The organism is Citrobacter sp. RHBSTW-00524 (genome assembly GCF_013747755.1).
GTDB lineage: Bacteria > Pseudomonadota > Gammaproteobacteria > Enterobacterales > Enterobacteriaceae > Citrobacter > Citrobacter braakii.
Map to the genome: position 1 here is coordinate 2,220,955 of NZ_CP056421.1, position 20,728 is coordinate 2,241,682.

The 20,728-nt window shown below is 50.9% G+C and carries 22 protein-coding genes; 10 read left to right on the forward strand and 12 right to left on the reverse strand.

The features are described from left to right. The first annotated feature begins 118 nt into the window (after nucleotides 1–118). On the forward strand, nucleotides 119–1,369 hold the full coding sequence (gene icd / locus HV229_RS10670; RefSeq protein WP_003030769.1) for an NADP-dependent isocitrate dehydrogenase: 1,251 nt from the start codon (nucleotides 119–121) through the stop codon (nucleotides 1,367–1,369). 49 nt (nucleotides 1,370–1,418) lie between these two features. Here the strand turns inward: icd and HV229_RS10675 are convergent, their stop codons facing one another. After that, nucleotides 1,419–2,792, reverse strand: a complete 1,374-nt coding sequence (locus tag HV229_RS10675; protein WP_181547531.1) for an MFS transporter — start codon at nucleotides 2,790–2,792, stop codon at nucleotides 1,419–1,421. Between the two features lie 174 nt (nucleotides 2,793–2,966). Between HV229_RS10675 and kdgR the strand changes: the two genes are divergently transcribed. Next, nucleotides 2,967–3,758 (forward strand): DNA-binding transcriptional regulator KdgR, encoded by a 792-nt coding sequence (kdgR, locus tag HV229_RS10680; RefSeq protein WP_003833778.1) that lies wholly within the window; start codon nucleotides 2,967–2,969, stop codon nucleotides 3,756–3,758. A 112-nt stretch (nucleotides 3,759–3,870) separates the two neighbouring features. Here the strand turns inward: kdgR and HV229_RS10685 are convergent, their stop codons facing one another. Further along, complete coding sequence (locus HV229_RS10685) at nucleotides 3,871–4,110, reverse strand: YobH family protein (RefSeq protein ID WP_016153403.1); 240 nt, start codon at nucleotides 4,108–4,110, stop codon at nucleotides 3,871–3,873. Nucleotides 4,111–4,274: 164 nt separating this feature from the next. Between HV229_RS10685 and mgrB the strand changes: the two genes are divergently transcribed. The 6 genes from mgrB to rlmA all read left to right on the forward strand — a co-directional run bounded on the left by mgrB (nucleotide 4,275) and on the right by rlmA (nucleotide 8,617). Next, nucleotides 4,275–4,418 carry a PhoP/PhoQ regulator MgrB gene (gene mgrB, locus HV229_RS10690; RefSeq protein ID WP_016153402.1) on the forward strand — a complete coding sequence of 48 codons (144 nt, stop codon included), beginning with the start codon at nucleotides 4,275–4,277 and terminating at the stop codon, nucleotides 4,416–4,418. Between the two features lie 74 nt (nucleotides 4,419–4,492). After that, nucleotides 4,493–4,777, forward strand: coding sequence for a YebO family protein (locus tag HV229_RS10695; protein ID WP_047358298.1), 285 nt, complete (start codon nucleotides 4,493–4,495; stop codon nucleotides 4,775–4,777). Between the two features lie 636 nt (nucleotides 4,778–5,413). Further along, a complete protein-coding gene (locus HV229_RS10700) occupies nucleotides 5,414–5,557 on the forward strand; it encodes a DUF2627 domain-containing protein (RefSeq protein ID WP_006684179.1) in 144 nt (47 codons plus the stop codon). 12 nt (nucleotides 5,558–5,569) lie between these two features. Further along, a complete protein-coding gene (gene cspE, locus HV229_RS10705; RefSeq protein WP_001062678.1) occupies nucleotides 5,570–5,779 on the forward strand; it encodes a transcription antiterminator/RNA stability regulator CspE in 210 nt (69 codons plus the stop codon). Between the two features lie 219 nt (nucleotides 5,780–5,998). Next, complete coding sequence (gene ftsI / locus HV229_RS10710) at nucleotides 5,999–7,744, forward strand: peptidoglycan glycosyltransferase FtsI (protein WP_065554706.1); 1,746 nt, start codon at nucleotides 5,999–6,001, stop codon at nucleotides 7,742–7,744. A gap of 63 nt (nucleotides 7,745–7,807) precedes the next feature. After that, nucleotides 7,808–8,617, forward strand: a complete 810-nt coding sequence (rlmA, locus tag HV229_RS10715; protein ID WP_181547533.1) for a 23S rRNA (guanine(745)-N(1))-methyltransferase — start codon at nucleotides 7,808–7,810, stop codon at nucleotides 8,615–8,617. Here the strand turns inward: rlmA and mntP are convergent. The 5 genes from mntP to manX form a co-directional block, all read right to left on the reverse strand. Next, nucleotides 8,614–9,180, reverse strand: a complete 567-nt coding sequence (gene mntP, locus HV229_RS10720; protein WP_016153398.1) for a manganese efflux pump MntP — start codon at nucleotides 9,178–9,180, stop codon at nucleotides 8,614–8,616. The genes rlmA and mntP overlap by 4 nt on opposite strands. A 433-nt stretch (nucleotides 9,181–9,613) precedes the next feature. Next, entirely contained in the window at nucleotides 9,614–10,072 is a 459-nt protein-coding gene (locus tag HV229_RS10725) for a DUF986 family protein (protein WP_181547535.1), read from the reverse strand. A gap of 60 nt (nucleotides 10,073–10,132) precedes the next feature. Next, nucleotides 10,133–10,984 (reverse strand): PTS mannose transporter subunit IID, encoded by an 852-nt coding sequence (locus HV229_RS10730; RefSeq protein ID WP_016153396.1) that lies wholly within the window; start codon nucleotides 10,982–10,984, stop codon nucleotides 10,133–10,135. 12 nt (nucleotides 10,985–10,996) lie between these two features. Continuing rightward, nucleotides 10,997–11,797, reverse strand: coding sequence for a PTS mannose transporter subunit IIC (gene manY, locus HV229_RS10735; RefSeq protein WP_016153395.1), 801 nt, complete (start codon nucleotides 11,795–11,797; stop codon nucleotides 10,997–10,999). Between the two features lie 58 nt (nucleotides 11,798–11,855). Continuing rightward, nucleotides 11,856–12,818 (reverse strand): PTS mannose transporter subunit IIAB, encoded by a 963-nt coding sequence (gene manX, locus HV229_RS10740; RefSeq protein WP_016153394.1) that lies wholly within the window; start codon nucleotides 12,816–12,818, stop codon nucleotides 11,856–11,858. Nucleotides 12,819–13,277: 459 nt separating this feature from the next. Here manX and yoaE point away from each other — a divergent pair, with 459 nt between their 5' ends. After that, the gene (yoaE, locus tag HV229_RS10745) at nucleotides 13,278–14,837 is read left to right on the forward strand and encodes a CNNM family cation transport protein YoaE (RefSeq protein WP_016153393.1); all 1,560 of its coding nucleotides are present in this window, start codon (nucleotides 13,278–13,280) and stop codon (nucleotides 14,835–14,837) included. A 6-nt stretch (nucleotides 14,838–14,843) separates the two neighbouring features. Here yoaE and HV229_RS10750 read toward each other — a convergent pair whose 3' ends face one another. The 4 genes from HV229_RS10750 to pabB form a co-directional block, all read right to left on the reverse strand. Then, on the reverse strand, nucleotides 14,844–16,445 hold the full coding sequence (locus HV229_RS10750) for an EAL domain-containing protein (RefSeq protein ID WP_053389063.1): 1,602 nt from the start codon (nucleotides 16,443–16,445) through the stop codon (nucleotides 14,844–14,846). Nucleotides 16,446–16,575: 130 nt separating this feature from the next. Then, complete coding sequence (gene sdaA / locus HV229_RS10755) at nucleotides 16,576–17,940, reverse strand: L-serine ammonia-lyase (RefSeq protein ID WP_016153391.1); 1,365 nt, start codon at nucleotides 17,938–17,940, stop codon at nucleotides 16,576–16,578. Nucleotides 17,941–18,123: 183 nt separating this feature from the next. Beyond that, nucleotides 18,124–18,702: a CoA pyrophosphatase gene (locus tag HV229_RS10760; RefSeq protein WP_016153390.1), complete on the reverse strand. Its 579-nt coding sequence runs from the start codon at nucleotides 18,700–18,702 to the stop codon at nucleotides 18,124–18,126. Between the two features lie 3 nt (nucleotides 18,703–18,705). Further along, nucleotides 18,706–20,067: an aminodeoxychorismate synthase component 1 gene (gene pabB / locus HV229_RS10765; protein WP_046275024.1), complete on the reverse strand. Its 1,362-nt coding sequence runs from the start codon at nucleotides 20,065–20,067 to the stop codon at nucleotides 18,706–18,708. Between the two features lie 83 nt (nucleotides 20,068–20,150). Between pabB and HV229_RS10770 the strand changes: the two genes are divergently transcribed. Then, complete coding sequence (locus tag HV229_RS10770) at nucleotides 20,151–20,330, forward strand: YoaH family protein (protein ID WP_016153388.1); 180 nt, start codon at nucleotides 20,151–20,153, stop codon at nucleotides 20,328–20,330. 6 nt (nucleotides 20,331–20,336) lie between these two features. On the opposite strand, the gene HV229_RS10775 is transcribed toward HV229_RS10770, so the two are convergent. Then, on the reverse strand, nucleotides 20,337–20,681 hold the full coding sequence (locus HV229_RS10775; RefSeq protein ID WP_016153387.1) for a RidA family protein: 345 nt from the start codon (nucleotides 20,679–20,681) through the stop codon (nucleotides 20,337–20,339). Nucleotides 20,682–20,728 lie beyond the last annotated feature (47 nt).

Sequence of the window (20,728 nt, forward strand, 5' to 3'; positions counted from 1 at the left end):
ATGCTCATTACAAAACATTAACAAAAAATTGCTCTAACGCATTCGTGCAGCAGGACGCAAACGCACATGCAGCGCGATGACAGACGAGCAGAACCAGAAGCGCTCGAAGGAGAGGTGAATGGAAAGCAAAGTAGTTGTTCCGGCGGAAGGTAAGAAGATCACCCTGCAAAACGGCAAACTCAACGTTCCTGAAAATCCGATTATCCCGTTCATTGAAGGCGACGGTATCGGCGTTGATGTAACCCCACCGATGATCAAAGTTGTCGATGCTGCTGTCGAGAAAGCCTATAAAGGCGAGCGTAAAATCTCCTGGATGGAAATCTACACCGGCGAGAAATCCACTCAGGTTTATGGCCAGGACGTCTGGCTGCCTGCTGAAACCCTTGATCTGATTCGTGAATATCGTGTTGCCATCAAAGGCCCACTGACCACCCCAGTTGGCGGCGGTATTCGCTCTCTGAACGTTGCCCTGCGTCAGGAACTTGACCTGTATGTCTGCCTGCGCCCGGTGCGTTATTACCAGGGCACGCCTAGCCCGGTTAAGCACCCTGAACTGACCGACATGGTCATCTTCCGTGAAAACTCCGAAGATATCTACGCTGGTATCGAATGGAAAGCGGACTCTGCAGATGCCGAGAAAGTGATTAAATTCCTGCGCGAAGAGATGGGCGTGAAGAAAATCCGCTTCCCGGAGCATTGCGGTATTGGTATCAAACCGTGTTCTGAAGAAGGGACTAAACGTCTGGTTCGTGCGGCGATCGAATACGCCATCGCTAACGATCGTGATTCTGTTACCCTGGTACACAAAGGTAACATCATGAAATTCACCGAAGGCGCGTTCAAAGACTGGGGTTACCAGTTAGCGCGTGAAGAATTCGGTGGTGAACTGATCGACGGCGGTCCGTGGGTGAAAATCAAGAACCCGAAAACCGGCAAAGAGATCGTGGTTAAGGATGTTATCGCCGATGCGTTCCTGCAACAGATCCTGCTGCGTCCGGCTGAATATGATGTGATTGCCTGTATGAACCTGAACGGCGACTACATCTCCGATGCGCTGGCCGCACAGGTTGGTGGTATTGGTATCGCGCCGGGCGCGAACATCGGTGACGAATGTGCGCTGTTCGAAGCAACCCACGGTACTGCACCGAAGTATGCAGGTCAGGATAAAGTGAACCCAGGTTCCATTATTCTGTCCGCTGAAATGATGCTGCGCCACATGGGTTGGGTAGAAGCGGCTGACCTGATTGTTAAAGGTATGGAAGGCGCGATTAACGCGAAAACCGTAACTTACGATTTCGAACGCCTGATGGATGGCGCTAAACTGCTGAAATGTTCAGAGTTTGGCGACGCAATCATCGAAAACATGTAATCCAGATTCTGGGTTGTGTGAGAACGGGAGCCGAGAGGTTCCCGTTTTTTTATGCCTGAACTCGCGGTTGCGTAATACGTAAACCACTCACAATTGCTGCCAGCGAGGCCAGAATGCCTGCGGCTATCAGCGAGACGTGCGTTCCACTGTCGCCAAACTGGTTTAGCATCAGCGCGACCAGCGCGGCCCCGGTACTCTGACCCAGCAAGCGCGCCGTCCCCAGCATACCGCTCGCCCCACCGCTGCGTTCACGCGGCGCGGAGGTGATGATGGTGTGATTATTTGGGGACTGGAACAAGCCAAAGCCCGCGCCGCACAGAATCATCGGCCAGATGATATTAAAATCGGAGGGGGAAACGGGCAGCAGCACCAGCGAAAACAACCCGCTGGCCATCAACGCCATGCCCAGTACGCCCAACAGCCCGGCGTGAACGCGTTCAATCAGATATCCCGCCAGCGGCGCCATCACCATGGTTGCCAGCGGCCATGGCGTCAACAGCAGGCCTGTTTCGACCTCGCTGCGTCCGAGCACCGTTTGCATAAAGAAGGGCAGGGAAACCAATGCCAGCATTTGTGCGCAGAATGAACATATCGAGGTACAAATCGAGAGTGAAAACAGTGGAATGCGTAACAGGTCAACCGGCAGTAACGGCACCTCCAGCGCGAGCTGGCGTCGGATAAAGAAAAAACCTACCACCATAAGCGCCACAAGCTCGGCACCAATCAGTTTTAGCGACTGTCCTTGTGCAAAGCCGCTGAGCGCCGTAATTAACAAGCCAAACGTTAAGGCATTCATTACCGCACTGGGCAGGTCAAAGCGTGGTTTAGTGCCGCGGGACGCATTGGCTGGCAAAAAACGCATCGCCAGCAACAGGGCGACTATTCCCAGCGGGACGTTAATCAGAAACAGCCATTTCCAGGAGGCAATAGAAAGAATTGCTGCGGCAATGGTCGGACCCGCGGCCGAGGAGACCGCGACGATAAAAGAGTTAATCCCCATCCCTCGCCCGAGTTGACGCTGGGGATAAATAAGTCGGATCAATGCCGTATTCACGCTCATTAGCGCCGCACCGCCAAAACCCTGGGCGACGCGAGCCAGCGTCAGCATGTGCAACGAATCTGACAAGGCACAAAATAGCGATGCAAGCAGGAACACGACCAGGCCACACTTATAAATGCGCCGGTAACCGAACATATCGCCTAAAAAAGAGAGGGACAGGAGCGAAACGACGATCGCGATTTGATAGGCGTTTACAATCCAGATTGAGCTGGCAGGTGAGGCCTGAAGATCGGCGGCGATAGTTGGCAGGGCCACGTTCGCTATTGCACCGTCGAGTACTGCCATAGAAATGCCAATAACAATGGTTAAAATTGCGCCATATCGCTGGGGCAATGGCAGACCATCGGCCTGAATTTTTTCCATAGAAAGTCGATATTTGTGGAATTTATGATGAGAGTATTAATTTTAGCATTGATATTCAGGTGTTAGGTCGCAGATTTGTAACTAAGTGAGCAAAGAGCGATTGCGAGGGTTGGTACGTGAAATTATAATAAAAACCGGTTCTGATTTTTATAAAACACTCGAAAGGGGTGATAAATGGCAATCGCAGATCTGGATAAGCAACCCGATTCTGTATCTTCCGTGCTGAAAGTTTTTGGCATTCTGCAGGCGCTGGGTGAAGAGCGCGAAATTGGTATTACCGAGTTGTCGCAACGCGTCATGATGTCGAAAAGCACCGTTTATCGCTTTTTGCAGACCATGAAAACGCTGGGTTATGTGGCACAGGAAGGGGAGTCTGAGAAATACTCACTGACCCTGAAATTATTCGAGCTGGGCGCGCGCGCGTTGCAAAACGTCGATCTTATCCGTAGCGCTGACATTCAGATGCGCGAACTTTCGCGCCTGACCAAAGAGACAGTACACCTCGGTGCGCTGGATGAAGACAGCATCGTCTACATTCACAAAATCGACTCTATGTACAATCTGCGCATGTATTCCCGCGTTGGTCGTCGTAATCCGCTGTACAGTACGGCTATCGGTAAAGTTCTGCTGGCATGGCGTGACCGCGATGAAGTGAAGCAGATTCTGGATGGCATTGAGTACAAACGCAGCACCGATCGTACCATTACGAATACTGATGAATTACTGGTACTGCTGGATAAAGTACGTGAGCAGGGTTACGGCGAAGATAACGAAGAACAGGAAGAAGGCCTGCGCTGCATCGGCGTACCGGTGTTTGACCGTTTCGGCGTGGTTATTGCGGGGTTGAGTATTTCATTCCCAACGCTGCGTTTCTCAGAAGAGCGTTTACACGAGTATGTGGCAATGCTGCATACGGCAGCGCGCAAGATTTCAGAACAAATGGGCTATAACGACTATCCGTTCTAATCTGACGTAATCGCGAATGTTAAAAACCCCAGGTATTTTGTACCTGGGGTTTTTTATGAACAGTCATAACGTTACCTGGCGTATATAACGTATCGAATGTAATGTTGCATTATTAGCCGTTATCGATAATGACCGTGCTTTTCCTTAACAAGGGACAATCCGACAGGCCAATGATACCGCTACTGGTGTGGACGTACTGTGCAGTGCTGGTTCCACGGGCAGTCAGATATTGGCATTGCAGACCCAGACCGGCAGCATTCTCCTTACTTCCAATCAAAATCCCATAGCCGCTCAATAATAAACCGATCCAAACCAGAGCTAACAACACAATAGCGCGGATAATCAGACGCATTACAACCTCTTAACTTTTCTCATTGTTATTAGATTAGCCTGTACACGGTATGAAACAAGTCAATCATTCCTAAAAAGATTGAATGCCTATACAGTTAACGCTGGGTTTAGGTAACGCATGATAATTTATAGACATAAGATGTGGAGTTGAAGAGTGGAGCTGGAGTGAAAAAAATTCGCTGGGTAGTGCTGATTGTTGTTGTACTGGTATGCATACTGATGTGGGCGCAGGTGTTCAACATCATGTGCGATCAGGACGTACAATTTTTCAGCGGTATTTGTGCCTTCAATAAATTTATTCCCTGGTAAGCGCATTTTCGCAACAGTTGATTACCTTCTTGTGCGGCAGTGGTAAACTACACTGTCTACATTGAGGTGGTAAAATGAACGAAGTTTTGAATTCTGGCGCGTTGAGTTTTGCGCCTTTAGCGGTATCGGTGGTGGTTCTGATTGTTGGGCTTGTTCTTTGGTTTTTTATCAATCGGGCAAGTTCGCGTACTAACGAGCAGATTGAGCTGCTTGAGGCATTGTTAGATCAGCAAAAAAGACAGAATGCTTTGTTACGTCGCCTTTGTGAAGCTAACGAACCCGAGAAAGCAGCAGAGCCTACTGCACTGCCCATTAAGGATGAAGACGATGACATCATCCGCCTGGTAGCTGAGCGGTAAAAAAGGTATGGCAGGATGAGGAAAGGCTGTTGTTGTTCTCAGTTGCTTCATCCTGTCGTCAGCGCGTCAGATTATTTTCTTCTGTCCCCGTCGTGTAATTGGCGGCCGGGCAGTCATCTATTCTCAGTATTTTCAGATGCTCCGCCTAATTAATATCTTATCCCCAGTCTGATATAAATATAATCTTCCATACGTAAAAAATATGATTATGTCATTTTTGTGATAACGATCGTTTTATTAACAGCGAAACGTTTCTCTTACTTTTTTTGTGCCTTGTCATCATTCTTTCATTATTTTGGTGCAAAACCAGAAGGCGGATCTCATTTTTACGCTTGTGACATTTTATGCATTACTAAGCATAAAAAATGATATCTGGCAGAACTCGTAACAGATAACCTGGAACAACTGAACCTATTGAGCTATGGTAGAAATATCCCAGCTATGGCGCAAGTCAGGCGGGGATAGGGGAGAGAGGCGAGAATATAATTCTACTCGATCTGGCGCATAACTGTGCAGTTGCTGTTTGATGGACGACGGGATTTGTGCGACCGATCGAGACACGTTTAAAAATGGCTTGCCATTATTAACGTTGTATGTGATAACACGTTTTGGGTTAAACGAGGTACAGTTCTGTTTATGTGTGGCATTTTCAGTAAAGAAGTCCTGAGTAAACACGTTGACGTTGAATACCGCTTCTCTGCCGAACCTTATATTAGTGCCTCAAGCAGTAATGTCTCAGTTTTATCTATGTTATGCCCGCGGGCGAAGAAAATACTCTAAGGAATTTTGCAAATGGCAAAGATTAAAGGTCAAGTTAAGTGGTTCAACGAGTCTAAAGGTTTTGGTTTCATTACTCCGGCTGATGGCAGCAAAGACGTGTTCGTACACTTCTCCGCTATCCAGGGTAACGGCTTCAAAACTCTGGCTGAAGGCCAGAACGTTGAGTTCGAAATTCAGGACGGCCAGAAAGGTCCGGCTGCTGTTAACGTAACAGCTATCTGATCGACACCACTGATTTGAAGCGCTTTTGCGCATCCATCTCAGATATAAAGCCTCGCTTATGCGGGGCTTTTTAATTCAAATTACGTCAAAATATTACTGAATGCCCATCCATTAGCGCTTTGTTGCAAAGGCGTGATGTTCGTAGCATAGTTTTCCCCGCTTTCTTGCGGCATTTCCCGTTAAATCAGACACCTGAAAAACTATCTTGTTGGAGATCGGGTGAAAAAGAAAAACGACGGCGATGCGCGCAATTTTACTCCCGTACGTTTTGCCCTGCTTTGCGTGGCAATATTATTGAGCCTTGGATTGCTGCTGGGGCGGGTTGCGTGGTTGCAAATTGTCACGCCGACGAATCTGGTGAAACAGGAAGACATGCGTTCCTTACGCGAGGTGTCCATCGCTTCGCCACGCGGAATGATAACCGACAGAGAAGGGCGACCGCTGGCGGTAAGCGTTCCGGTTAACGCCGTCTGGGCCGATCCGAAGACGATTATCAGCAAGGGTGGCGTTGGCTATAACGAACGTTGGCAGGCGTTAGCGAAGACGCTGCATATTTCTCTCAGCACGCTGGCTGAACGCGTTAACAGCAATCCAGCCGGGCGGTTTATCTATCTGGCGCGCCAGATCTCTCCTCAGCAGGCAGAATGGGTCGACAAACTGGATCTGCCGGGAATCAACCTGCGTGAAGAGTCCCGCCGCTTTTATCCCGCCGGACATGTTGCGGCCAATCTGATTGGTTTCACCAACATTGACGGTCAGGGGATTGAAGGGCTGGAGAAAAGCTTCAATAGCCAGTTGATGGGCAAACCTGGCTCCCGCCTGGTACGGAAAGACAAATTTGGCCATGTCATCGAAAATATCACGGAAGTGATGCCGGTGCCGGCGCATGAATTACAGCTCAGCATTGATGAGCGTTTGCAGACGGTTACTGAAGACGCGCTGGACAATGCCGTGACATGGAATAAAGCGGAATCAGGGGCCGCAGTGCTGGTCAACATTGCCACCGGCGAAATACTCTCCATGGCAAGCTTTCCCGATTTCAATCCCAATAACCGTGATGGCGCGGTACTGGATGATTTTCGTAATCGTGCAATTAGCGATACCTTTGAACCCGGTTCAACCGTAAAACCACTGGTGATTATGACCGCTCTGCAGCAGGGGATAGTACAGCCTGACAGCGTGATTGATACTCATCCTTTTATTGTTGATGGGCATCGCATCCGCGACGTCGGATTTTACCCGGAGCTATCGCTGACCGGGATTTTGCAGAAATCGAGCGATACCGGCGTGTCACACCTTTCGCTGGCGATGCCGGTACAGAAATTACTGAATACCTATAAAAGCTTTGGCTTTGGCGATCCAACCGGACTGGGTTTAACCGGGGAAAGTCGCGGATTAATGCCTCAACGCCGCTACTGGAGCGATCTGGACCGGGCAACCTTCGCATTTGGTTATGGATTAATGGTGACGCCGCTCCAGCTGGCGCATGTATATGCCACCATCGGCAGTTTTGGTATCTATCGACCCCTTTCTATTACGCGTATCGATCCGCCGGTAATAGGTACGCGAGTGATGCCGGAGGCGTTGGTTCACCAGGTTGAACATATGATGGAAAGCGTCGCGCTACCCGGCGGCGGGGGAACCAAGGCCGCGGTCAGAGATTATCGCGTCGCGGTTAAGACCGGAACGGCAAAGAAAATTGGCGATGACGGCAAATATGTCGATAAATATGTGGCCTATACGGCGGGCGTTGCGCCAGCAAGCGACCCAAAGTTCGCGCTGGTTGTGGTTATAAATAACCCGCAAAACGGTGCTTATTATGGCGGGGCAGTCTCCGCGCCTGTATTCAGCCAGATAATGGGCGATGTCCTGCGTCTGGAAAACGTAAAGCCGGACGGTATGCCTCCCGACTCCGAGCATCTGCTGGTAATGCACGGCAGCAACGTATCCTCGCCGTCGCTGTAAGTTATTTTCCCAGGGCGCAATTCGCGTTACACTTGCGCCCTTAAGTCACCTGCCGGAGTTGTCATGTCGTTTTCCTGTCCTCTTTGCCACCAGCCTCTTACTCAAGCGAATAACAGTTTTGTCTGCCCTGGGCGGCACCAGTTTGACGTGGCGAAAGAAGGGTATGTCAACTTACTGCCGGTTCAGCACAAACGGTCGCGCGATCCGGGTGATAGCGCGGAGATGATGCAGGCGCGCCGGGCATTTCTCGATGCCGGACACTATCAGCCGCTGCGCGAAGCAATTGTGGATGTGCTCACCCAGAGGTTGAGTTCAGAAGATGCGGCGATCCTGGATATTGGCTGTGGGGAAGGGTATTACACCCATGCGTTTGCCGATGCGCTGACGGGCTGTACAACCTTTGGTCTTGACGTTTCTAAAGTGGCGATTAAGGCCGCAGCCCGTCGTTATTCGCAGGTGACCTTTTGCGTTGCCTCCAGCCATCGCCTGCCGTTTGCCGACGAGTCAATGGATGTCATCATCCGGATCTACGCGCCCTGTAAAGCGCCGGAGCTGGCTCGCGTGGTCAAACCGGGTGGCTGGGTTATTACCGCCACGCCGGGTCCGCGTCATTTAATGGAGCTGAAAGGGCTGATTTATGATGAGGTGCGTTTGCATGCGCCACACACTGAGCAACTGGACGGTTTTGTTCTGCAAGAGAGTCTTGCGCTGGGGTATCAGATGCAGCTCAAAGGTAGCGAGGCCGTTGCGTTACTGCAAATGACACCGTTCGCCTGGCGGGCAAAGCCGGAAGTGTGGGAAACGTTAGCCGGAAAAACGACGTTTGACTGCCAGACAGACTTTAGTATTCATATCTGGCAGCGCCTGAATTAACCGTGGAAGTGTGCCCAGAGGATCTGGGCGCCAATACCTATCAGTACCACCCCGCCCAAAATTTCAGCTCGCTTGCCCAGCATCGGGCCAATGAAACGACCGATCATCATGCCGAGCGTAGACATAATCAACGTGGCGCAGCCGATGGCCAGCGCAGTGGCAATAATGTTGACCTGCAGGAAAGCCAGACCCACCCCGACGGCCATTGCGTCGAGACTGGTTGCAATGGCGGTGGTGACCAGCAGCCAGAAGCCATGGCGGCGCTGTGGCTCTTCATCTTCATCCCCGTCGTCGCGAAAGCCTTCTATTATCATTCGTCCGCCTAAAAAGATCAGCAGAATGAAGGCGATCCAATGGTTCCACTCCAGTACAAATTTGCTGGCGAGCATACCCATGCCCCAGCCAATGAGCGGCGTAAGCGTTTCAACGGCGCCGAAAATAAGGCCGGTGCGCAGTGCTTCAGAAAATTTGGGTTTATGCAGGGTGGCGCCTTTGCCAATTGATGCAGCGAAAGCATCCATCGACATGCCGAAAGCAAGAAGAACAGTTGCGGTGAGATTCATAACAGCGTCCTGACCGGGGTATCCATAAAACACATCACTGCCCCCAGTAACCATGCATACAGGCTGGAATCACTGTAAATACAGCGCCATTCAGGTATGCATTGCAGTTGATGTGCCTATGGTCTCGCCTGACTGAACCTGTAAGATCAGTCCGTACGCGCCACGTTTTTCAACGAGTATGTTGACACGTACATTTCCGGAGTCTGGAAATCGGCTACTCCCCAACGACGGGCGCAACCTTAACATATTTTGAGAATATAAAACAAGAAACGTAGAAATAATATTTGGCCTCTAATTGAAAACGATTTTCATTTAGATTTATTTATAAATAAAACGTTAAAATAAATAACATTATGAGCAGTGGGATATAGCCTTAGCTATGTTTATTTTGGAATGGATATATATAAAACATAGTTCAGGCTATATTTTTAACTCATTGATTTGAAATTAAAAGTTTATATATGTTTTCGAGATCGTCTATATTCCGTACGCGAACCAGTAATCTTCGATGTTCTAATTGCATCACCAGGACACCGTCTTCAGATAAATTCATCTCTTTAATCCGGTTATATTCAATCCAAACATTGGCGAAAAAAAAGCCTTTCTGTTTGAAGATGATTTTTGGCGTACGGATCCAAAACAGATACAGTCCCATCAATACCAGTGCACATAATAACCATGTGGTAAATTGCGCGCCGTGGCTGGTGATGTTGTTGTAGATAAGAATAGCAATCAAGCCAAGGAAGATAACGCTGTCGACTCTGCTACGAGGAAGCAGGGCGACAGACAGCAGAGTAGGGCCATTACGGCGGGGCATGATGAACTGATCGTAAATGGCATACGCCAGCAGCGAAAAGATAAAAAGAACCAGCACCAGGTCCGTGATAGTCATGAATCCTCAACCCTCTAAATAGAAAAACCGGGGGCAAGCCCCCGGTGATGTACAACAGTCTTACAGGCCGAGCAGTCCGACAGCGTAGCCCGCGATACCGATGACGAAGAAGCCAACGATGATCCACAGCGGGTTCACTTTTTTACGCAGCAGCCACATACAGGCGAAAGTCAACAGCAGAGGAACCAGACCCGGCATCAGCTGGTCAAGGATAGTCTGCACAGTGGTGACACGAGTCTGACCATCCTGACCGGTGATGGTGGAAACCACCAGCGGGATGTTTACGTGCGTCCACTTGTTAACCAATGCCCCCATGACAAACAGGCCGAGGATTGACGCCCCCTCAGTCAGTTTCTGCAGGAAGCCACCGCCCATATCTTTAACGATATCGATACCTTTACGGTAGCCGTATGCCACACCGTAGTAACGAGTTGCCAGACGAACCAGGTTAAACAGGATGAAGAACAGCAGTGGTCCAAGCAGACTGCCGCTCATCGCGATACCTGCGCCAAGTGCGGCGAATACCGGACGTACGGTACCCCAGAAGATCGGGTCGCCCACGCCTGCAAGCGGTCCCATCAGACCAACTTTGATACCGTTGATGGCACCATCGTCAATCTCTGCGCCGTTTGCACGCTGCTCTTCCATCGCCAGCGTAACGCCCAATACGGGGGCCGCTACGTACGGATGGGTATTAAAGAATTCCAGGTGACGCTTAATAGCCTGCTTACGTGCGTCGTTGTTTTCCGGGTACAAGCGGCGGATAGCCGGCACCATGGAGAAACAGAAACCCAGCGCCTGCATACGTTCGAAGTTCCAGGAACCCTGAAACAGGTTAGAACGAAGGAACACGCCACGAATGTCACTCGGAGTGAGTTTTTTCTCGGTGGTAGTTTTAGTCATATCAACCATTTCGCTCACCTGCTAGTCCAGTTCGTTATCGAGATCGTTATTGCCAGCAGCAGCAGCAGGTGCGCCGGCTACGCGGTTATATTTCGGGCTCAGCTGAATGTAGAGGATAGCCATTACTGCGCCAATCACACCCAGAGCAACCAGGTTGAAGTTAGTAAATGCCGCGGTGACGAAGCCGAGGTAGAAGAATGGCATCAGGTAGCCTGCGCGCATCATGTTGATGACCATCGCATAACCAACCACTACGATCATACCCCCTGCGATGTTCAGACCGCCGGTCACAACTTCCGGAATGGCATTAAGCATGCTCTGAACTTCACTGGTACCAACAGAAATCGCCACGATTACCGCCGGGATAGCGATACGCATAGCCTGCAGGAACAGGGAGGATACGTGCAGCCAGGAGATCGCCGTTAGGTTACCGTTTTCTGCCGCCTTATCCGCTGCGTGCTGGAATGCTACGGTGATAGTACGAACGATGATGGTCAGTACCTGGCCTGCTGCTGCCAGTGGGATAGCCAGCGCGATACCTGCACCAATGCTTTGGTGACCCGCGATAACCAGAACGGTAGAGATAATTGAGGCCAATGCGGCATCAGGTGCAACCGCAGCACCGATGTTCATCCAGCCCAGGGCGATCATTTCCAGGGTACCACCGATGATGATACCGGTTTTCATATCACCGAGAACGGCACCAATCAGCGTACAGGCCACCAACGGACGGTGGAACTGAAATTCATCGAGTACCGACTCCATACCCGCGATACATGCGACGATGAACACCAGCACAATCTGAAGAGTGGTAATCTCCATTGTACTTCTCCTATTGCTATACAGACTTAAGTGTGAAAACTAAGTAAATGCCAGGGCGTTATTTCACCTTGGCAATCAAATCCATCATTTTCAGTTTCTGATCGGTAGAAACCTTACGAGCCTCGAGCTCAATACCGCGTTCGTTGAGTTTCTTGAAGGCTTCGATGTCTTTTTCATCGACAGAAATTGCGTTGTTTACCTGCGTTTTACCCTGACGGAAAGCCATACCGCCAATGTTTACAGAGGTAATTTTCACACCACCTTCAACGATACGTTCTACGTCGGTCGGGTTGGTAAACAACAGCATCACACGCTCACCTGCATATTTCGGGTTGTTGTAGACGCGGATCATTTTCGCGACATCAACCACATGCGCCGTCACACCCGGAGGTGCAACCTGGGTCAGCAGCGTTTTACGCACGGTATCGGCGGCAACTTCATCACTGACGACGATAATGCGTGTTACGTTGGTTTCTTTGGTCCAGCGAGTTGCTACCTGACCATGGATTAAGCGGTCATCAATACGCGCCAGGCCGATCTGCATATAATCGTTCGGCCCCATCGGTTTGGCGGGAGCTGCTGCTTTTGGCGCCGCGACTGGGGCTGGAGCGGCTTTCTCCACCGGTTTTGCTTTCAGCGCTTTCACGCCTTCGCTACCGGTTTCAACGGCCAGTGCTACTAATTCATCGAAGCTGGGGTTGTCATCACGCGCCATGAAGGTTTCAACCAGCATGGGAATGTTCACACCGGCGATGACTTCGTAATGCTCTTTATCGACGACAATGCGGCTCGCAGCGTTAAACGGGCTGCCTCCCCATGTGTCAACGAGAAACAGCACGCCTTTACTGGTATCGAGTTTTGCCAACTGAGCGTTGTACTTTTCAATCAGCGTTTCGGCATTTTCGCCTGGAACGAAATCGATCCAGCCGACGTTTTCCTGCTCGCCTAACAGCATTTCTGCTGTCTTAAGTAACTGCTCTGCAGCCCAACCATGTGTGCCTATTACAATAGCAATGGTCACTTGCTACCTCCTTTATTATCGTTAACACATCAACGTGAAGATGTATTTGAATCGTCGTCCGCAATCGAATCGATTCAGATAAGGGTTACAAAGAAAAACCTATGATTTTCGTGAATTATTTTAGATATCGAAAAAAATATTTTATGTGATGAAGATCCGTAATTTAACTTCCGATAAAAAGAAATTTCGAAGGGTAAAATATCTCCGAAACAACTTATTGCAAAGGAAGGTAAATCTTTGCTAAAAAACGATTGTCTCTGTTATGTTTAGCATCGGTTTAATTACTCAGGAGTATAGGGCAGTAGCTCACCATATGGATCGTCACCGACGTCATTTCACTATCAGGCCGTATCAAGCCTGTCAGATTGGCACTTTTTGCCACAAATTGTCTCTGCATATCGCTTCAACGCCTGAGATCCTCAGCGCGCAGTTTGGTCATTCCTTAAGCAGGAGCTTGTCATGGAATTATTAATGGACCCGCAGATTTGGGTGGGTTTGCTCACGCTTGTCGTTCTCGAAATTGTTCTGGGTATCGATAACCTGGTCTTCATTGCGATCCTGGCTGATAAGCTGCCGCCAAAACAGCGAGATAAAGCGCGTTTAATCGGTTTGTCACTGGCACTGGTTATGCGCCTGGGCTTGTTGTCCGTGATTTCGTGGATGGTGACGCTAACTAAGCCGCTATTTACGGTAATGGACTACTCGTTCTCGGGGCGCGATCTGATCATGCTGCTGGGGGGGATTTTCCTCTTGTTCAAGGCCACGACAGAGCTGCATGAGCGGCTGGAAAACCGTGAACATGATACCGGCCAGGCAAAAGGGTATGCGAGTTTTTGGGTTGTTGTGACGCAGATTGTCATACTCGACGCGGTATTCTCGCTGGATGCCGTTATTACGGCGGTCGGTATGGTCAACCATCTGCCGGTGATGATGGCGGCGGTCGTGATTGCTATGGCCGTGATGCTGCTGGCTTCTAAGCCGCTGACACGATTTGTGAACCAACATCCGACGGTGGTAGTGCTGTGTCTGAGCTTCCTGTTAATGATCGGTCTGAGCCTGGTTGCCGAAGGGTTTGGCTTCCATATTCCGAAAGGCTATCTGTATGCGGCGATTGGCTTCTCAATCATCATTGAGTTGTTTAACCAGATTGCCCGTCGGAACTTTATTCGCCACCAGTCGACGCTGCCGCTGCGTGCGCGCACTGCCGATGCAATCCTGCGTCTGATGGGGGGTAAAAGTCAGGCCAGCGCGCAGATGGAATCCGACAACCCAGTGCCGGTTCCCGTCCCGGAAGGCGCATTTGTGGAAGAAGAACGCTATATGATCAACGGCGTCCTTTCTCTGGCGTCGCGTTCATTACGCGGCATTATGACGCCTCGTGGCGAAATTAGCTGGGTTGATGCAGACCTGAGCGTGGAGGAAATTCGCGAGCAATTGCTCTCGTCACCACACAGCCTGTTCCCGGTGTGTCGTGGCGAACTGGATGAAATCATCGGTATTGTGCGTGCTAAAGAGCTGCTGGTCGCGCTGGAAGACGGTGTGGATGTGGCGGCCATTGCCTCTGCGTCTCCGGCTATTATTGTCCCGGAAACGCTGGATCCTATCAATCTGTTAGGTGTTCTGCGACGCGCTCGCGGCAGCTTTGTTATCGTCACTAACGAGTTTGGTGTAGTCCAGGGTCTGGTCACGCCGTTGGACGTATTAGAAGCTATTGCCGGTGAATTCCCGGATGCTGATGAAACGCCTGAAATTATTGCTGATGCAGGCGGTTGGTTGGTGAAAGGTGGTACCGATCTGCATGCGTTGCAACAGGCGCTGGACGTGGATACGTTAGTGAATGAAGATGAAGACATCGCCACGGTGGCAGGTTTAGTCATTGCCGCTAACGGCCATATTCCACGCGTAGGTGATGTTATCGATGTTGCACCGTTGAGCATTACGATTGTCGAAGCCAATGACTATCGTGTGGATTTAGTTCGCATTGTTAAAGAACAACCCGCTCACGACGAAGACGAGTAAGCGGGGTTAGCGAAACGGCATAACGTGCATACTGTGTCGCCCGTTATGCCGGGCGGGCGGCGGCGTGCTGCCCGCCAGCCATTTGGGAAAATCGCGCAGCGGCATCGGCTTTGCATACAAAAAGCCTTGCAATAAATGTACGCCGTGTCGGCGCAAATGCTGTGCCTGCGCCTGTGTTTCAACGCCTTCCGCCACCAGTTCTATATTCAGTTTTTTCCCCAAAGCGATAATGATGTCTGTGACGGTTGAGTTCACGGCGTCTGTCCCGATTGCTGAGGTAAATGATTTATCTATCTTCAGCACATCCGGGCGAAGCTTTTCCAGCCAGGAGAGCGAGCTGTTGCCGGTGCCGAAATCGTCAATTGCCAGCTTTACGCCAAGCCGATTTAACTCGCGCACGACCCGATAATCCACATCCAGCAACGCATCGCGCTCGGTAAGTTCGATAACCAACTGCTGAATAGGGTGCTGGCTGAACCAGTACTGGTTGAGATCTTTTAGCAGCGTACCGTTACGAAAATGGCTGGCGGCAACATTAATCCCAATATGAAACTGGCTGCTCATCGGGAATAAGTGTCGTTGCTGAATGGTTTCTGCGATGACATGACGGGTAAGCGGCACAATCAGGTTGTGCTCCTCTGCGATGGGAATAAACACTTCGGGAGAGATCCAACCCTGGCGCGGGTTATTCCAGCGTAAAAGGATTTCCACTCCCATACATTGTTGGGTTTGCGCATTAAGTAGCGGCTGGCAAAACAGCTCGAATTCCCGTGCAGCAAGGGCCAGATTTATCTCCCAGGAGAAGCTCATTCTGCTGGCGGTCGCCAGCCATGCCAGGTAGCCCACTAAAAAACTTAGGATCACCGCCAGCGGCAGTTGTGTTGGCAAATGTTTTATAGCCAGTTCGCTGGCACCCGGACCGGTGACGCTGATAGTAAAGGGGAAATGTTGCGATGAGAGCTGGTAGCGTTTTTCATTATTCAGTTCAGGTAGCGTATCGACAACACCCTGTCCATATAGCAAATGGCGATTACCGACGGTTAAGCTGGCATGGGTAATTTGCGGTGGCTGGGGTTCAAGCAACATGGACGATAATAAATCAATATTCACGATTTCCAGCACGCCATCTGAGCCATCGGCAGATGCTGGATACCATTGCGTCAGAATCGGACTGCCCTTAATCAACGAATGGTCGGTAGACAGCAGCAATTGCGGCTCCCGACTGGGTAATTCAGGCTCCAGTTGGCGAATAGGCACATTGCGATAGCCAAAAATGCTGGAACAATAAAGGATCCCGCTCTGAATCAGGCTGATAGAACGTACCGTTTGCAGTCTGGCTGCATGCTTACTCAGAGGTAAACGCGCGACTGAGCAGGGAAGCCCAATCAGCGGTAGCAGTACATCGCGTCCGGTCTGTAGGGGCAAAAGCACGTCATCCAACTCTTCAACGGCGTGGTTGGCAAAGGTAACGGTATTGCGATGATTTAAATTACGCTCCGAAATAAATCGGACAGTTAATGTGAGAATGAGCGTCAGTAGTGCACATAATGTGCAGACGATTAAGCGATTCCGGCGATAGTTCTTGATGATCCTTTGCGCTGTTTGCATGCGGGCCGCCCGATAAGCCGTTGGTCACAGTAGCCAACAGCAACAGAGCAAGTGTAGTGGGGAAAATTACGCCAGACGAGGGAGAGGGGGCAAATTCGCCCATCCGTCGCAGATGGGCGAAAAATAAGTATTAGTCACATTGAACTTTGATTGCCAGACCACCGCGTGACGTTTCACGGTATTTGGCGTTCATGTCTTTACCTGTTTCGTACATGGTCTCAATGACTTTATCCAGCGAGACGCGCGGAGCGCTGGTACGGCGCATTGCCATACGCGCAGCGTTGATCGCCTTCACTGACGCAATGGCATTACGTTCGATGCACGGAACCTGTACCTGTCCCGCCACCGGATCGCAGGTTAAGCCGAGGTTATGTTCCATGCCGATTTCAGCAGCAACACACACCTGCTCAGGGCTTGCGCCTAACAGTTCAGCCAGACCCGCGGCAGCCATGGAACAGGCTACGCCCACTTCACCCTGACAACCCACTTCTGCACCAGAGATAGACGCGTTCATTTTATACAACGCGCCAATCGCGCCGGCCGCCAGGAAATAACGAGTATAGATATCCGGGCTGACGGACTCGATGAAATGATCGTAATAGGCCAGTACCGCAGGCACGATACCGCAGGCACCGTTGGTTGGCGCAGTGACTACGCGACCACCCGCGGCATTTTCTTCGTTAACGGCCAGCGCGAACATGTTCACCCAGTCGATCACGTTCATCGGATCGTTGGACAGTTTATCGCTGGAAACCAGCATACGACGCAGGGCTGAAGCACGACGAGGAACGCGCAGCGGACCCGGCAGCACGCCTTCGGTGTTCATACCACGATCGATACAAGCCTGCATGGTTTGCCAGACGTTACCAAAGTACTCTTCAATCTCTTTTTTACTGTGCAGAGCAAGTTCGTTCTGCATCGCCATGCCAGAGAGAGACAGGCCGGTGCTGTTGCAGTATTCCAGCATTTCGGTGGCGGATTTGAACGGATAAGGCACACTGACCTCGCCCGCGGCATCCTGACCAAAATGTTCTTCATCAACGATGAATCCACCGCCGATGGAGTAGTAGGTTTTGCTGTAAATGACGGTTTCGCCACTGTACGCGTGGATCTGCATTCCGTTTTCATGCAGCGGCAGGTTGCCGTTGTGAAAACGCATTCCGTCATTCTGCGGGAAATCCACTTCGTGCTGGCCCTGCGCAAGCAGCAGGCGTCCACGCGTTTCTACGTCGCGGATAAATCCGGGGATGCTGTCAATATCCACGGTAGCAGGCTCATTGCCCGCCAGACCCATAATAATGGCGATATCGGTATGGTGACCTTTACCCGTGAGCGACAGTGAACCATACACGTCGACGGCGACACGAGTAACGCTGTCCAGTAATCCTTTTTCGACCAGGTCATCGACGAACTGTTTACCCGCCTTCATAGGCCCTACGGTATGGGAAGATGAGGGACCAATCCCCACCTTAAACATGTCGAATAGACTAATCACGATAATACTCCTACAGGGCGACTGGGGTTTCCAGTAACGATGTTATAACTGCGCATAGTGTAAGAGGGAACGCGGCGATCGGCTTAACTATTCACATGAATTAAACTAATAGATAACCGCGGTTTTACTAATGTTGTGACCTGAGTTTCAAGTTGTCTATGGTGTGCGTAAAGATAAGTATAGTCAGGGCTTGACGCCAATTTGCAGCGCCAGCTCACGAATTATTCCGGCGGTCATTCCCCAGACGAAATATTGCTCATACCAGGAAAGCCATACACGATGTGAATCGCCGCGACGGTAGATATCCAGCGGATGATAACGACCTAAATGCAGGGCTTGTGCCAGCGGCATTTCGAACACGGCGGAAACTTCATCAACACTTGCGCGATACGGCAAATTTGGCGGGATAATGCCTACCACCGGCGTGACCTGGAAACCGGTCACACTGTCGACCGGCGGCAGAACGCCAATCACCTCCACGCAGGATGGTGGGATCGCCACTTCTTCCTGCGCTTCGCGAAGGGCGGCGGCAATTAACGAGGCATCGCTGCTATCCACCGCGCCGCCGGGAAAGGCGACTTGTCCGGCGTGCTTGCGCAGATGAACGGATCGCTGAGTTAACAGTAACCCCGGCTGTGCACGACGCACGACGGGGATCAGTACGGCGGCCTGACGCTGGTTTAACGCAGTATGATTAACCTGCGGGCGCAGGAGTTGAAAGCGCGATAAAAAATCATCAAGCGTCAGGCTGCTGTATTCCACGTGTCAGTTCTCCAGTTGGTGCAAAATACGATTCACTTTATCAAACGTTTCCTGATACTCCGCATCTTCCTGGCTGTCCGCCACAATGCCACCGCCAGCGGAACAATAAATGCGTCCGTTGGTGGCTGTCAGCGTGCGAATGGTGATGCTGGTATCCATATTGCCGCAAAAGCTCAGATAGCCAATGCTACCGCACCAGGCGTTGCGTCTTTGCGGTTCCAGTTCGTCAATAATTTCCATTGCCCGCACTTTTGGCGCACCGGTAATAGAGCCGCCGGGGAAGGCGGCGCGCAGCAGGTCAGTGGCGTGCAATGACTCTGGCAGACGCGCGGTAATGGTGCTGACCAAATGATGAACGGCAGGGAACGGTTCGACAACGAACAGTTCCGGAACCTGTACCGAACCGGGTTCGGCAACGCGGCCGATATCATTACGCATTAAATCGACGATCATCAGGTTTTCCGCCTGATCCTTTGGGGAGTTCGCCAGTGATTGAGCCTGCAGACGATCGGCATCGGCATCTTCAAGTCTGGGCAGCGTGCCTTTAATCGGACGCGTCTGGATGTGCTGGTTTTCCAGCAGAATAAAACGCTCAGGTGAAAGGCTGAGAATCGCCCCCTCCTCAAGACGTATAAACGCACTGAACGGGGCGCGGTTCGCATGGTTGAGACGTACAAACGCCAACCACTCATCTCCTTGATAATGCGCCTGAAAACGCTGGGCAAGATTGACCTGATAGCAATCGCCGCTGTGCAGATAACGCTGCACCTGACGGAACTTTTCACCATACTGCGCGCGGGTCATGTTGGACTGCCACGAGGATGTTAACGAAAACGGTTCGCGCACGGGAATCTGTTGACTTTCCAGCCAACGGCGTCGTGCCTGTACATCGGAGTGGCTAAGTAGCGACACCCTTTGCAACTGATGATCGACAATCAGCGCCCAATCGTAAATGCCAACCGCCATGTCCGGTAGCGTGATATCCTGTTCGGCTTCCGTTGGCAGAGATTCAAAACGACGGCCTAAGTCATAACCGAACAGACCCAATGCGCCTCCCTGGAAGGGAAAATCGGGATTATAATCGGGCTGAATAGTCAGCGATGTCAGCGCCGAACGTAAAACTGTCATCGGATCATCAACCGTTTGCATAGTGCCGTGATGGTCATGCACAACGGTCTCTTCTGCATGTGTGACCAGCGTGGTAATGGGGTCGGCGACCAGAATATCAAAGCGATTATGCGGATGGTCGGCATGGCCTGAATGCAAAAGCATTGCCCAGGGCTGGTGGCTTAATGTGGCAAAATAGTGCTCAGCGGCGTCCAGACGCCAGGGGAGTGTGATTACAGCGGGAGATAACGTCTTCATCAGTCCTGACTCGTTGCTACTTCACTGGCTATGTGCCGGGTAGCATGAAATAATTAGCGCTAATAATTTAGCAGGAGTTCACCATGATTGCAGGTTTACCTTCACTCACGCACGATCAGCAGCAACAGGCGGTTGAACGCATTCATGAACTGATATCCCAGGGGATGAGCAGTGGCGAGGCGATTACGAAAGTGGCTGCTGAATTACGCGCCAGCCATACCGGCGAGCGGATCGTGGCGCGTTTTGAAGATGAAGACGAATAACGCCGCTTATACCGCAGCGATAATCTTAATTTCAACTTTGTATTTCGGGTTCATTAACCCGGCCTGAACGGTACAACGTACCGGCGCGTGACCAGCAACAACCCATGCGTCCCAGGCTTTGTTCATGGCGGCAAAATCATTTTTGTCCGCCAGGAACAGGGTGGCATCAAGAATACGTGACTTGCTGCTGCCCTGTTTTTCCAGCACCGCATCAATTTGCGCCAGCGTATTTGCCGTTTGCTCAAAGGCGTCGGCATCCAGATTTTCCGGTACGCCGGTGTAATACAACGTGTTGTTGTGGATAACCACGTCGGACCAACGCGCTTCGGCATCAATGCGCACAATCGTCATAAATCATTCCTCATTTACGTTTTTTCATAATGGCTTCGGGTTGCGCC

Excerpts from the sequence above, each read along its gene's own strand:
- icd (WP_003030769.1), top strand. The coding sequence starts at position 119 with ATGGAAAGCAAAGTAGTTGTTCCGGCGGAAGGTAAGAAGATCACCCTG.
- HV229_RS10675 (WP_181547531.1), bottom strand. The coding sequence starts at position 2,792 with ATGGAAAAAATTCAGGCCGATGGTCTGCCATTGCCCCAGCGATATGGC.
- kdgR (WP_003833778.1), top strand. The coding sequence starts at position 2,967 with ATGGCAATCGCAGATCTGGATAAGCAACCCGATTCTGTATCTTCCGTG.
- HV229_RS10685 (WP_016153403.1), bottom strand. The coding sequence starts at position 4,110 with ATGCGTCTGATTATCCGCGCTATTGTGTTGTTAGCTCTGGTTTGGATC.
- HV229_RS10695 (WP_047358298.1), top strand. The coding sequence starts at position 4,493 with ATGAACGAAGTTTTGAATTCTGGCGCGTTGAGTTTTGCGCCTTTAGCG.
- HV229_RS10700 (WP_006684179.1), top strand. The coding sequence starts at position 5,414 with ATGTGTGGCATTTTCAGTAAAGAAGTCCTGAGTAAACACGTTGACGTT.
- cspE (WP_001062678.1), top strand. The coding sequence starts at position 5,570 with ATGGCAAAGATTAAAGGTCAAGTTAAGTGGTTCAACGAGTCTAAAGGT.
- rlmA (WP_181547533.1), top strand. The coding sequence starts at position 7,808 with ATGTCGTTTTCCTGTCCTCTTTGCCACCAGCCTCTTACTCAAGCGAAT.
- mntP (WP_016153398.1), bottom strand. The coding sequence starts at position 9,180 with ATGAATCTCACCGCAACTGTTCTTCTTGCTTTCGGCATGTCGATGGAT.
- HV229_RS10725 (WP_181547535.1), bottom strand. The coding sequence starts at position 10,072 with ATGACTATCACGGACCTGGTGCTGGTTCTTTTTATCTTTTCGCTGCTG.
- HV229_RS10730 (WP_016153396.1), bottom strand. The coding sequence starts at position 10,984 with ATGGTTGATATGACTAAAACTACCACCGAGAAAAAACTCACTCCGAGT.
- manY (WP_016153395.1), bottom strand. The coding sequence starts at position 11,797 with ATGGAGATTACCACTCTTCAGATTGTGCTGGTGTTCATCGTCGCATGT.
- yoaE (WP_016153393.1), top strand. The coding sequence starts at position 13,278 with ATGGAATTATTAATGGACCCGCAGATTTGGGTGGGTTTGCTCACGCTT.
- HV229_RS10750 (WP_053389063.1), bottom strand. The coding sequence starts at position 16,445 with ATGCAAACAGCGCAAAGGATCATCAAGAACTATCGCCGGAATCGCTTA.
- pabB (WP_046275024.1), bottom strand. The coding sequence starts at position 20,067 with ATGAAGACGTTATCTCCCGCTGTAATCACACTCCCCTGGCGTCTGGAC.
- HV229_RS10770 (WP_016153388.1), top strand. The coding sequence starts at position 20,151 with ATGATTGCAGGTTTACCTTCACTCACGCACGATCAGCAGCAACAGGCG.
- HV229_RS10775 (WP_016153387.1), bottom strand. The coding sequence starts at position 20,681 with ATGACGATTGTGCGCATTGATGCCGAAGCGCGTTGGTCCGACGTGGTT.